The following is a 12,355-nucleotide window of genomic DNA, read 5'->3' as shown; positions in this document are numbered from 1 at the left end:
CGCCGGGCCGGACCTGATCGGCCCGGCCGTCGCGCGCCGCGGTTGCCTTCGACAGGAACACCATGCGCCTCCTTGCTCATACGTTGCGGACCGACCGACCCCGCACACGCAACCAGTGGCACATGATGGGCTCATGAGAATCCCGGGTTGATTCCAGTAGTCCTCACGATGGCCGGAAGGCGAACACGAGGAACGGGGGGCGCGGTTACGGGCGCGTTCACCGGCCGCACTCCGGTAAATCGGTGTCCTGGACGAGGCTCTGCCGCGATCATGGACCGGACACCGGCACGCAACCGATGAGGAACCGCCCGCCATGCCTGTCCCTGCCGACCCGACGGTCCTCCACCCGATGCCCGGGCAACCGCGGGTGGTGCTGCTCCGGCCGCTGGTGAAGTCCCCGCTGATCGAGGTCGGGGAGTACTCCTACTACGACGATCCGGACGACCCGACCGCGTTCGAGACCCGCAACGTGCTCCACCACTACGGCCCCGAGAAGCTGATCATCGGCAAGTTCTGCGCGCTGGGCACGGGAGTGCGGTTCATCATGAACGGCGCCAACCACCGCATGGACGGCCCCTCGACCTTCCCCTTCCCCACCATGGGAGGCTCGTGGTCAGAGCACTTCGACCTGCTCACCGGCCTGCCGAACCGAGGGGACACCGTCGTCGGCAACGACGTCTGGTTCGGCCATGGAACGACGGTGATGCCCGGCGTACGGATCGGACACGGCGCGATCATCGCCACCGGCGCCGTGGTCACCGCCGACGTACCGGACTACGGCATCGTCGGGGGCAACCCGGCCCGCCTCATCCGCACCCGCTACGACGACCGGGACATCGCCCGGCTGCTGGCGGTGGCCTGGTGGGACTGGCCCGCGGAGCACATCACCGGGCATGTGCGGACGATCATGTCGGGCAGCATCGCCGATCTCGAAGCCGCCGCCCCGGACGCCCCGCACATGTGACGCGCGCACAGCCGGACCGCGCCGAGGGCCGTGCCCCGGCGCGGGCCCCGGCGGTCAGAGGTCCAGCACCAGCCGGGGGCAGCGGGCGCGGCCGACGCAGATCATCATGGTGTCGTTGGCGGCGCGTTCCTCCTGCGACAGGAGGCTGTCCCGGTGGTCGGGCACGCCCTCGACGACCTTGGTCTCGCAGGTGCCGCAGATGCCCTCCCGGCAGGAGTTAGGGGCGTCGATCCCCTGGTCCTCCAGCGCCTCGAGGACCGTCCTGCCGGCGGGCACGGTGACGCTGCGCCCGGAGCGCTGGAGCACCACCTCGAACTCCCCGTCGGCGTCCGCGGCGCCGGGCTCCCGGGGCGCCGCGGCGAACCGCTCGGTGTGCAGGGCGCCGGGAGGCCACGGGGCGCAGAGCCGCTCGACGGCGGCGAGCAACGGCTCGGGGCCGCAGCAGTAGACCGCCGTCCCCTCCCTCGGCACGCCCAGGAAGGGCTCCAGGTCGAGCAGGCCGAACTCGTCCTGCGGGCGCACCAGCACCCGGTCGCCGTAGCGGGCCAACCGCGGCAGGAACGCCATGCTCTCCCGCGTCCGCCCGCCGTACAGCAGCGTCCAGCGGGCGCCGGCGGCGGCGGCCCGGTCCAGCATCGGCAGCAGCGGGGTGATCCCGATGCCTCCCGCCACGAACAGGTACTCGGGGACGTCGACCAGCGGGAACCGGTTGCGCGGCCCGGTCACCTCGACCTCCTGACCGGGGCGCAGGGTCTCGTGCACCGCCCGGGAGCCGCCGCGGGACGCCGGTTCCCTGAGCACGGAGACCCGCCAGACGGACCGGTCCGCGGGCGATCCGTTGAGCGAGTACTGCCGGGTGACGGAGCCGGGCAGGCACAGGTCCAGGTGCGCTCCCGGCTCCCACGCCGGCAGGTCGCCGCCGTCGGGCCGCCGCAGGTGCACCGAGACCACCCCTTCGGCCTCCCAGACCAGGGCGGACACACGCAGCCGCAGCCGCCGCTCCCCGTCCGCGACGGGTGCCGCCGCCATCAGGGCACCCAGCTCAGGGTGCGGCCCCGGGCTGAGCCGAGGCGGACCACGGCGACCCGGGTGTCCAAGCCGTCCGAGGTGCCTGGGCCGTCCGGGTGCCGGACGTCCACGTGCAGCGGGTCGTCTCCCGCCAGCACCATCGCGTCCGCGTCCGCCAGCAGGTGCCGTTCCTCCACCAGCAGCCGTCCTCCGGTGGACACCAGGACCAGCACGTCGTCCTCTGCGCGGTCCACGGTCGTCCCGGCGCCGGGGTCGAGTACCTCCACACGGGCACGGACCGCGGCGGGGTCGGCGGCGACCTCCAGCAGCGCCCCGTCCGGCAGGGCTTCGGTGATCCGCGACGCTCCGGGCAGCGGGGCGGTGCTGGGGCCGTGACCTCCGGCGAGCAGCCGCACCTGCCACTGCCAGGGCTCACGGCGGGGCGTGTCCGGTGCGGCCGCGACCTCCCGGCAGCCGCCGTCCACCTGCCGGTGGGCGTTGGCGCGGAGCAGGAGCCTCATCGGTCGTCCTCCTTCGTCGTCACTCGGGGAACTCGAGGGGGTTTCTCACTCGAGGGCGTTTCTCAAGGGTGGGTGCCGGGGGCGCTCACCGCACGGCGGCCAGGAAGGCTTTGGTCCGTTCGTGCCGGGGTGCGGTGATGACCTGCCGGGCGGGTCCGGTCTCGACGACCTGGCCGCCGTCGAAGAAGACCACCCGGTCGGCGACCTCTCGGGCGAAGCCCATCTCGTGGGTGACCACGATCATGGTCATGCCGGACGCGGCCAGGTCCCGCATCACCCTGAGCACGTCGCCGACGAGTTCGGGGTCCAGGGCGGACGTCGGCTCGTCGAACAGCATCAGCTTGGGCCGCATGCACAGCGCCCTGGCGATGGCCACGCGCTGCTGCTGCCCGCCGGAGAGGTGGCGCGGGTAGGCCTGGGCCTTGTCCTTGAGTCCCACCTGGTCGAGCAGGTCCAGCGCCCGCTCGGTGACGACCGCCTTGGGCTCCTTCAGCGCGCGCCGGGGCGCCTCGACGAGGTTCTCCAGCACGGTCATGTGGGGGAAGAGGTTGAAGTGCTGGAACACCATGCCGATCCCGGTGCGCCGGCGGCAGATCTCCTTGTCGCCCAGTTCGTGCAGCCTGGTCCCGCGCTGCTCGTAGCCCATCACCTCGCCGTCCACCCACATCCGGCCGCCGTCGACGGTCTCCAGATGGTTGATGCAGCGCAGGAAGGTGCTCTTGCCCGAGCCGGACGGGCCGATCAGGCAGACCACCTCGCCCCGCCGGACCTCCAGGTCGACTCCCTTGAGGACCTCCAGCCGCCCGAAGTGTTTGCGGACCTTCTCGGCCCGGACCATCGGGGCCGGTTCCGCGGTGGCACTGCCGGTGGTCATGACTGCCTCCCGGTGGCGATCGGCGCGTGGGTGCTCAGCATCTGCCTCAGCCGCTGGAACGGGGTGGGCGGCAGCGTGCGGTTGCCGCGCGCGAACCGGCGCTCGACGTAGAACTGCCCGATGGTGAGGACGCTGGTGACGACCATGTACCAGATGCTGGCGACGATGAGCAGCGGGATGGTCTGGAAGTTGCGCGAGTACAGGATCTGCGCGGAGTAGAGCAGGTCGGGCACGGCCAGCACGCTCACCAGGGCGGTGGTCTTGAGCATGCCGATGGTCTCGTTGCCGGTCGGCGGGATGATCACCCGCATGGCCTGCGGCAGGATCACCCGGCGCATGGTCTGCATCCGGGTCAGGCCCAGCGCCCCGGCGGCCTCCGCCTGGCCGTGGTCGACGGACAGGATGCCGGCCCGGACGATCTCCGACATGTAGGCGGCCTCGTTCAGGCCGAGGCCGAGGATGGCCGCGACCAGCGGGGTGATCAGCCGGTTGGCGTCCAGGGACAGGCCCGGGATGCCGAAGGTCAGCGTGGGGTAGAGCGCCGCCAGGTTGTACCAGAACAGCAGTTGCACCAGCACGGGCGTACCGCGGAAGAACGACACGTACAGGAACGCCGCGGAGCGCACGACGGGGTTGACCGACAGGCGCATCACCGCCAGGACGATGCCCAGTACGACACCGAGGACCATGCAGATCGCGGTGAGTTCCAGTGTGACGGCCAGTCCGCGGCCGATGGACACGTCCCGCAGGTAGGTGTTGACGACGTCCCAGCCGAAGCGGGGGTTGGTGAACACCGACCGCAGCGTCGCCGCGCCGATCAGCAGCAGCGCGACCGCCGTCAGCCAGCGGGCCGGGTGCCGTTTGGGGACGACGGTCGGCTCGGCGTCCGGCGTCTTCGCCTCGGTCTCCCGGGCGAGCGGGGTGGGCAGGGCGGCCATGTCAGCTCCCGGAGTTCAGGTGCAGGCCGGCGGGAATGTCCCACTTCTTCATGAGCGACTCCATGGTGCCGTCGGACAGGAGGGCCTTCATGGCCGCGTCCAGGGCCGGCTTGAGCGCGGAGCCCTTGGGCACCGCGATGCCGATGGGGGACGGCTCGTAGTCGGTGCCGGGTGCGAGCTCGAACTTGCCGTTGGACGCCTTGGCCTGGAGCGCGAGGGAGACCGAGTCGGCCATCACCGCGTCGACCCGGCCGCTGACGACGGCGAGGTTGGCGCCGTCCTGGGAGGGGAAGAGCTCGGCCTTCACCGGGGCCATGCCCGCGCCGGTGCACTGCTGGGAGATCGCGGGCAGCTGGTTGAGGCCCTGGAGGCTGCCCTTCTGGGCCGAGATGGTGTGCCCGCACAGCGACATCGGTTCCATCTTGAGGCCCAGCGGGTTGCCCGCCTTGACCGCGATGCCGGAGCCGCCGTTCAGGTAGGGCACGAAGTCGACGGTCTTCGCCCGCTCGGGGGTGCTGGAGAAGGCGGAGGCGCCGATGTCGAACTTGCGGGCGGCCAGGCCGGGCAGGATGCCGTCGAATCCGGCGTTGACGTGTGTGACCTTCAGGCCCAGCCTGGCGCCGAGGGCGTCGGTCATGTCGATATCGAAGCCGATCATCGTCTTGTTGTCGGTGTCGAAGTACTCGAACGGCCGGTAGGAGGCGTCGCTCGCCACCGCGAGCACGCCCTTGGACTTGACGTCGGCGGGGAGCAGCGCCGCGGCCCCGGCCTCCACCGCCGCCGTGCCGGCACCACCGCCGGACGCCGCCGCGGACGGCCCCGGACCGGCGGAACCGCCTTCGGCCGATGCGTTGGTACAGCCGGCGAGAGCCAGCGCGACGACTGCCGCGAGGAGGGGAAGACGTATCGGATGGCGCACGGGATCGTCCTTCTTGAGGGAGGGCAGGACAGGGGCGGGTGGTAGTCGACGGGGGCTGAGGTCGGGGCCGAGGGACGGGGCTGAACGGCGGCCCCGTGCGATCAGCCGGTGCCCGGAGCGGCGGCGCACCGGACGGTCCGCGGGCGAGGGGACCGGCGTGACGGCCGGCGGGTGGTCGGACTGGCGGAACGCCGGGCGCCGGGTGGCCCGAGCGGTACGTCTGGCGGGCGGTGGGTGGCAGGACGGGCGGCACCGTGGCGGGTCGGCGGTGACCGAACCGGCGCTGAGCCACTGTGAGTCGGTGGGGTCGACGGAACACCGGGCGGTCCAACGGGTGGCGGACCGGCGGCGCCGTGGCAGTCGGCGGGTGGTCGGAGTCGGACGTGCGGTGGCGGATCGGCGGGTGGCCGAACCGGCCGTACGCCGAACGGTCGAGGGGTGACCGAACTGGAGCTGCGCCACGGAACGTTGGTGGGGTCGGCGGAGCCCCAGGCGGTCCAACGGGTGGCGGACCGGCGGCGCCGTGGCAGTCGACGGGTGGTCGGAGTCGGACGTGCCATGGCGGATCGGCGGGTGGCCGAACCGGCCGTACGCCGAACGGTCGAGGGGTGACCGAACTGGAGCTGCGCCAAGGGACGTTGGTGGGGTCGGCGGAGCCCCAGGCGGTCCAACGGGTGGCGGACCGGCGGCGCCGTGACAGTCGACGGGTAGCCGAACTGGCTTTGCGGAAAGGGGCGTTGGTGGGGTCGACGGGTGGTCGGGACGAGGTGTGCCGGCGGTCAGCCGGAGGACGGGGTGTCGGCGTCCGGGCGGTGCGCCGCCAGGCGGTAGAGGGCGTCGCCCAGGTCCACCAGGGGCGGGCGGCGGAGGACTGCGACGACTCCGGTGCGGTGGGCGACGACGGGGACGGAAGGGCGGGCGAGTTCCTCGACGGGGTGGATCCGGGCGATGAGGTCTCCCTCCTCGACCTCCTGGCCGAGGCGGGCGATCGGCTCGAAGAGCCCCCGGGCGGGGGTGTACACGGCGCCGTCGGGGAGCAGGTCGATCCAGCGGGTCGGCGCGGCGGGCGGGGTGTCCGGATCCGCCGGGAGGATCCCGGCTCCCGCCAGCACCCGGCGCAGCCCGTGGACCGCGTCGGACACGAACGCGGGGTTGACCTCACCGCCGCCGCCCAGCTCGGTGGAGATCATCGCGACCCCGGCGTCGTCGGCGGCGGTGGAGAAGGATCCGGGCTCGAACCGCGCGGGGACGACCATCGTCCACGGCAGCCCCATCCGCTCCGTCAGCCGCCGCTTGGCCTGCCAGGCCTCGGGCCCGGGACCGTCGTAGACGAAGACCGACGGGAGGTAGTGACCGGTCGATCCGCCGGAGTGCAGGTCCATCGCCAGGTCCGCGTGCGGCAGCAGTTCGCGGACCAGGGCGTGGGCGAGCTGGTCGGTGGGACCGCCCGTGCCGTTCCCGGGATAACTGCGGTTGAGGTTGCCGCCGTCGAGCGGTGAGACCCGGGCCGCGGTGCGGACCGCGGGCAGGTTCAGCGCCGGCAGGACGATGAGCCGGCCGGTCAACTGCCCGGGGTCGGTCCCGCGCAGCAGGCGGTGCAGGACCACCTGCCCCTCGTACTCGTCTCCGTGGGTGCCGGCCACGAGCAGGGCCGTCGGGCCGGGCGCGCCGGAGAGCACCGCGACCGGGACGGGGACGACCCCGTTGTCGTGCCGGTTGTCCGAATGGGTGAGGTGGAGGGCGCCGACCTGGCGCCCCGGCGCGTCGAGGTCGATGCCGTGCAGCCGCGTCACGGCCCTCAGCCCTTCACTGCCCGGCCGGCGGCCCGGTCGGCGGACTGCTCGGCGGCGAGCAGCCGGTTGAGGATCCGGCGGGCCTTGGCGACACCGGCGTCCTGGCCGATGAGCACGTCGTGCTCGCCGCCGGGCCGCTCCCGCATCCCGGTCTCCTGCTCCCGGAGCGCGTCGGCGTCCTCGCGCAGCACGGTCTCCAGGCCGACCTCGAGCTCCTTGGTGGCCCACTCGGCGTCGACCGCGAAGTTGCGGCTGAACGCGTAGTAGTACCAGGTGGTCCGCTCGTCGACCGGGGTGATCCCGTTGAGCACCTTGATGAGGTGGCCCTCCTCGCGCGGGCGCCCCTGGGCGGTGATGCCGGAGTGCAGCACGTGGTAGCCCGGGACGTGGAACTCGGTGGCGTGGAACCGGTCGTACAGTCCCTCGATGCCCATCGTCCGCGCGTACAGCGGCGGCGCCTCGACGCCGGGCATGAACCGGTCCACGGTCACGACGTCGCCGTCCACCTCGACCGTGATGCCGTACTCGGGGATGTAGTCGTCGCCGACGGTCGTCTTGTGCAGGAACGTCTCGTGGGTGAGGTCCAGCAGGTTGTCGTGGATGAGGTCGTGACGGCACTCGAAGAGCATCGTGTGGGTGACCGTGGCCCACGCGGGGTCGTTCATCCAGTGCGTGTCGGGGACCAGGCTCTCGTCGGCGAGGTCCTCGTCGCCGGTCCACACCCAGATCCAGCCGTCCTTCTCCACGACCGGGTAGCGCCGTACGCGGGCCCGGGCGGGGATGGCGGCCTGCGCGGGGACGCGGGTGCACACTCCGTCGGGCCCGTAGGCGAAGCCGTGGTAACCGCACTCGACGGAGTCCCCCACGGTGCGGCCGGCGGACAGCGGGTAGGCGCGGTGGGCACAGCGGTCGGCGAGGACCACCGCCGCGCCGTCCTGGGTGCGGTAGAGCACGAGGGGTTGCTTGCAGACGACCCTGCGCACGGGATCGCGAGTGACTTCCGTGGACCAGGCAGCGACATACCAGGTGTTCAGAACGAACACGGCCAGACCTCCTCTGGATGCAGTGCGCACACCGTATACAGTGGGTTCAGAGAAGACAACGGTCCGCGCGAGGTGGAATTCTTCGGCGGAAGCGGTATCCGGTTGGGGGTACGGCCCTCAGGGACGGAGAGCACACGTGGAGCCTTTGCGCAACGATCCCAGGGACACCAGGCCGTTGGGCGTCCGCGTGTACGAGCGACTCCGCGACGAGATCGTCTCGGGCGGCCTGGAGGCCGACGCCACCCTGGTGCAGGAGCAGGTCGCGGAGCGCCTCGGCGTGTCCCGCACCCCGGTACGGGACGCGCTGAACCGCCTCGCCCACGAGGGACTGGTCACCTGGCTGCCGGGCAGCGGATACATCGTCAACGCCCTCCAGCCCAAGGACATCGCCGAGGTCTACCAGGTGCGCCAGTCGATGGAGACGCTGGCGCTGCGCCTGGCCTGCGGGCGGCACGACCGGGCCCGGCTGGCCCGGCTCGCGGCGGTGATCGAGGAGATGGCGGCCACGGACCCGGCCGACGCGGCGGCGCAGTTCGAACTCAACCGGGCCTTCCACCGGCTGCTGATCGAGCCCTGCGACAACGCACTGCTCCTGCGCATGATCGACACCCTCTGGGACCACCCGGTCAACCGCCGCATCACCCGCTCCTACGTCCACGAGCCGGGCAGCGTCCCGGTGATGGTGAGCGAGCACCGCGCCATCCTGGAGGCCGCCCGCGCGGCGGACGAGGACCGCCTGGTCCGCCTGGCGACCGAGCATATGTACACCGGCTACCGGCAGACCCTGCCCGCGGACAGCGGCCTGGAGCTGGTACCGGGGCCGGAGACGGAGCAGTCGCGCTGAGAGCCGGAAGGGGCCGCCGGCAGTGCGGCGGCCCCTCGGTGGAGAACCCGGATCCCGGTCAGACCGTTTCGGGGGTCCTGGTCTCCTCGGTGAAGTCGATCTCCGGCGGCGGGGTCCGGAACAGCCGGGTGAGATACGCGAGGTAGAGCACGCCCACGGCGAGCCAGATCAGGCCCAGGGTGATGGCCTTGCCGTCGAGGCGGGTCAGCAGCCAGATGTCGACCGCCGCGCCGATCGCCGGGAAGGCGACGTAGGTGAGCGGGTTCAGTCTGCCGCCCGCGCGGCGCTCGCGCAGGAAGGTGGCGATCACGCTGAGGTTCACCGAGGTGAAGGCGGTGAACGCGCCGAAGTTGATGAACGACGTGGAGGTCGCCACGTTGAGTCGCAGCGCGATGAGCCCGATTGCCCCCGTCAGCACGATGTTGACGGCCGGGGTGCGGAACCGGGGGTGGACGAACCCGAAGAAGCGGCGGGGCAGCACACCGTCCCGGCCCATCGCGAACAGCAGGCGCGAGGCGCTGGCCTGGGCGGCGATGCCCGAGGCGAACTGAGCGACCACCAGACCGGCCAGGAAGATCGAGGAGAACAGGCTCCCGGCGATCGTCTTGGCGATCTCGAAGGCGGCCGAGTCCGGGTCGGCGAAGGTGCTCCCCGGGTGGACGAGCTGGGTCGTGTACGCGAGCAGGACGAAGATTCCGCCGCCGATCAGGGCGATGAGGATGATCGCGCGGGGGATGGTGCGCCGCGGCTCGACGGTCTCCTCGGTCAGGGTGGTGACGGCGTCGAAGCCGAGGAAGGAGTACGCGGCGATGGCCGCTCCGGCCGAGACGCCGACCAGGGTGCTGTCGTCGTTGAGGAACGGCGTGGCGCTGAACAGCCCTCCGGCGCCCGAGTGGCGGAAGACGTGGAGCAGTGAGAAGAGAGCGAAGAAGCCGATGACGAGGACCTGGAAGATCATGAGCAGGTCGTTGGTCTTCTCCGCGGTGCGGATGCCGCGCACGTTCAACGCGGTGGTGATCGCGATGAAGCCGACGATCCAGACCCAGAAGGGCACGCCGGGGAACTGGGCGTGCAGGTAGGCGCCGCCGATCAGCCAGATGACCATGGGCAGGAAGAAGTAGTCGAGGAGCGTCGCCCACCCGACGAGGAAGCCCGCCCTGGAGTCGATGGCCCGCCGCACGTAGGTGTAGGCCGAGCCCGCCACCGGATGGGCCGCGGCCATCTTGCCGTAGCTGTGCGCGGTGAAGATCATCGCGACCATGGCCAGCAGGTAGGCGGTCGGCACGGTGCCGTTGGTCGTCTGCGCGATGACTCCGTACGTGCCGAGCACGATCAGGGGGGTCATGTAGGCGAGGCCGAAGGCGACGACCGATCTGAGGGTCAGGGTCCGGTTCAGCGTCGGGGTGGGCTGTTCCATGGCGGGGCTCCAGGGGGCGCGTAGGGGCCGGGCGGGCTTCCGGGGATGTGTCGGCGGGCGAGGGGGACGGGGCGGAGGCGGATGTGCCGGGCGGTCAGCCGCCGGCGCGGCGGTCCGGATTCCAGCGGCGGGGGTCGATCCGCCCCTGGTACAGCGGCAGTTCGATCGGGGCGTCACCGTCCTGGAACTGGTCCCACACACGGTTGAGGCCCGCCGTGCCGTGGGTCCGGACCCGGGTGACGTCGTCGAGGTCGAGCACGTCGGTGAGGACGGTGGGCAGGGCGTCGGGGGCCTCGACCCGTACCCGGCCCTCCGGGTCCACCACGAGACTGCGTCCGGTGCCGACCGGGCCCGCGGTGTTGACGCTGATCACGTAGACCTGGTTCACCATGGCGTTGGCCCGGGCGAGGACCAGTTCCTGGGCACGGTCGGCGGTCGTCGTCATGACCGGATTGACGATCACTTCCGCGCCCATCCAGGCCAGATGCCGGGAGACCTCGGGGAACCACGCGTCGTAGCAGATCGCGAAGCCGATCCGGCCCGCCTCGGCCAGGTCGGCCACGACGAAGCGGTCGCCGGGGTCGTACGGCTCGTAGGGGCGCCACGGGAAGACCTTGCGGTAGGAGGCCGCGAGCCGGCCCTCGGGCGAGAAGGCCAGAGCGGTGTTGAACAGCTCGCCCCGCGCACCGCGCTCGCACACGCTGCCGGGCAGCAGCCAGATGCCCAGGTCACCCGCCAGCTCGGCGAGCATCCTGGTCCGGGGGCCGTCCAGCGGCTCCGCGGACTCCCGCAGCTGGGCCTCCCGCTCCTCCCGGGAACCCTCCACGCCGCACAGGTGCAGCTCGGGATGAACCACCAGACGGGTCCCGGGGAACCTCGCGAGGAGGTCCTGGACCTCGTCGGCGAAGCCGGCCAGCGGCGAGCGGGAGGAGCGCGGAGGGGCCTGCGCGAGGGCGATGGGCAGGGGCCGGGACACGGGAGTCACCACTTTCGGACAGCAGGTGGCCTGATGGCGAAAAAAAATAGAGCACGATGAGCACTTAAACAAGAGTGTTCAAGATGAGCACTTTTGAGTACGGTGTCGCCATGCCCGGCTCCCCCGTGAACTCCCGCCCGGCGCGCGCGGAGCAGGCCACGCACGGCCTGAACGCGCCGCCGCTCACCGCCATCCGGCGGCTGTCCGCCCTGGACGCCGTACGGGCCCGGATCGCGCTCGCCGTCGATCTCGGCCTGCTGGCGCCCGGTGAGCGGCTGCCCGGCAGCGACCGGATCGCCGAGGCCCTGGGCGTTTCCGAGATCACGGTCCGCCGGGCCCTGGTGGCGCTGTGCAAGGAGGGCGTGCTGGAGCGCAGACGCGGCCGCACCGGCGGGACGCTGGTGGCCGAGCGGCCCGCGCACTCGACGGTCGGGGCCATCGAGACGTACCGGGCGGCATCGGCCGACGTGCACCAGCTGATCGACCACCGGCTCGTCCTGGAGTGCGGGGTCGCCCATCTGGCCGCGGTCCGCGGCCTCGACCCGGAGACCGCGCGGGAACTGGACCGGCTGGTCGACGAGATGGACCGGGCCCCGAGCTGGGCGGAGTTCCACGGCTGCGACGAGCGGTTCCACATGGCGGTGGCCGCCGCGACCGGACTCGACTCCGTCGCCGAGCCCTACGGCGCCGTGCTACGGGAGCTGTACCGCTACTACCTGCCCTACCCGCTGGACTTCCTGCGCCACTCCAACGACGAGCACCGCGCCCTGGTGAAGGCGATTCTGCGCGGGGACGCGGCGGAGGCGGCCGAGGTGGCGCGCCGGCATGTCGAGGAACTCCACAAGAGCATGTTCATGGACCTCCTCGACCGGCGCTGACCGGAACGGGCGGTCCACCGCCGCGCCGGGCGCACCCCTGCCCCGGCCGGCCCGGCGCACCCGCGGCCGGCCCCGGCACCCGCACCCGGCCGCCACGGCGTTCGCCCACGTCACCGAAGTGATCCGGGGCTGGGGCCCCGGCCGTCGGCGCCCCGGCGGCGATCACACTCAAGAGCACGA

The 12,355-nt window shown here is 72.0% G+C and carries 12 protein-coding genes; 3 read left to right on the top strand and 9 right to left on the bottom strand.

Annotated features, from left to right (window positions below; translation table 11 throughout):
- The first annotated feature begins 313 nt into the window (after positions 1–313).
- The gene (locus ACWC91_RS10205; RefSeq protein ID WP_225075732.1) at positions 314–964 is read left to right on the top strand and encodes a CatB-related O-acetyltransferase; all 651 of its coding nucleotides are present in this window, start codon (positions 314–316) and stop codon (positions 962–964) included.
- A gap of 54 nt (positions 965–1,018) precedes the next feature.
- Here the strand turns inward: ACWC91_RS10205 and ACWC91_RS10200 are convergent, their stop codons facing one another.
- The 7 genes from ACWC91_RS10200 to ACWC91_RS10170 all read right to left on the bottom strand — a co-directional run bounded on the left by ACWC91_RS10200 (position 1,019) and on the right by ACWC91_RS10170 (position 8,060).
- The gene (locus tag ACWC91_RS10200) at positions 1,019–1,993 is read right to left on the bottom strand and encodes a PDR/VanB family oxidoreductase (protein WP_225075733.1); all 975 of its coding nucleotides are present in this window, start codon (positions 1,991–1,993) and stop codon (positions 1,019–1,021) included.
- On the bottom strand, positions 1,993–2,493 hold the full coding sequence (locus ACWC91_RS10195) for a hypothetical protein (RefSeq protein ID WP_450642010.1): 501 nt from the start codon (positions 2,491–2,493) through the stop codon (positions 1,993–1,995). The genes ACWC91_RS10200 and ACWC91_RS10195 overlap by 1 nt, the downstream gene beginning before the upstream one ends.
- 85 nt (positions 2,494–2,578) lie before the next feature.
- On the bottom strand, positions 2,579–3,367 hold the full coding sequence (locus ACWC91_RS10190; RefSeq protein ID WP_281154323.1) for an amino acid ABC transporter ATP-binding protein: 789 nt from the start codon (positions 3,365–3,367) through the stop codon (positions 2,579–2,581).
- On the bottom strand, positions 3,364–4,305 hold the full coding sequence (locus ACWC91_RS10185) for an amino acid ABC transporter permease (RefSeq protein ID WP_225075735.1): 942 nt from the start codon (positions 4,303–4,305) through the stop codon (positions 3,364–3,366). The genes ACWC91_RS10190 and ACWC91_RS10185 overlap by 4 nt, the downstream gene beginning before the upstream one ends.
- A 1-nt stretch (position 4,306) precedes the next feature.
- Positions 4,307–5,224 carry an ABC transporter substrate-binding protein gene (locus ACWC91_RS10180; protein WP_450642007.1) on the bottom strand — a complete coding sequence of 306 codons (918 nt, stop codon included), beginning with the start codon at positions 5,222–5,224 and terminating at the stop codon, positions 4,307–4,309.
- Between the two features lie 779 nt (positions 5,225–6,003).
- The gene (locus ACWC91_RS10175) at positions 6,004–7,017 is read right to left on the bottom strand and encodes a succinylglutamate desuccinylase/aspartoacylase family protein (RefSeq protein WP_450642005.1); all 1,014 of its coding nucleotides are present in this window, start codon (positions 7,015–7,017) and stop codon (positions 6,004–6,006) included.
- 5 nt (positions 7,018–7,022) lie between these two features.
- Entirely contained in the window at positions 7,023–8,060 is a 1,038-nt protein-coding gene (locus tag ACWC91_RS10170; RefSeq protein WP_225075738.1) for an aromatic ring-hydroxylating dioxygenase subunit alpha, read from the bottom strand.
- 136 nt (positions 8,061–8,196) lie between these two features.
- Between ACWC91_RS10170 and ACWC91_RS10165 the strand changes: the two genes are divergently transcribed.
- Positions 8,197–8,904 (top strand): GntR family transcriptional regulator, encoded by a 708-nt coding sequence (locus ACWC91_RS10165; protein ID WP_225075739.1) that lies wholly within the window; start codon positions 8,197–8,199, stop codon positions 8,902–8,904.
- A gap of 58 nt (positions 8,905–8,962) precedes the next feature.
- Here the strand turns inward: ACWC91_RS10165 and ACWC91_RS10160 are convergent, their stop codons facing one another.
- A complete protein-coding gene (locus tag ACWC91_RS10160; protein ID WP_281154326.1) occupies positions 8,963–10,321 on the bottom strand; it encodes an APC family permease in 1,359 nt (452 codons plus the stop codon).
- Between the two features lie 94 nt (positions 10,322–10,415).
- Positions 10,416–11,297: a carbon-nitrogen hydrolase family protein gene (locus tag ACWC91_RS10155; protein ID WP_281154327.1), complete on the bottom strand. Its 882-nt coding sequence runs from the start codon at positions 11,295–11,297 to the stop codon at positions 10,416–10,418.
- Between the two features lie 83 nt (positions 11,298–11,380).
- Here ACWC91_RS10155 and ACWC91_RS10150 point away from each other — a divergent pair, with 83 nt between their 5' ends.
- Positions 11,381–12,175 (top strand): FadR/GntR family transcriptional regulator, encoded by a 795-nt coding sequence (locus ACWC91_RS10150; protein WP_225075742.1) that lies wholly within the window; start codon positions 11,381–11,383, stop codon positions 12,173–12,175.
- The last annotated feature ends 180 nt before the right edge of the window (positions 12,176–12,355 follow it).

Source organism: Streptomyces sp. NPDC001204 (assembly GCF_053598035.1).
Note: the sequence above shows the minus strand (reverse complement) of the source record. Positions and strands in the feature narration are given on the sequence as shown.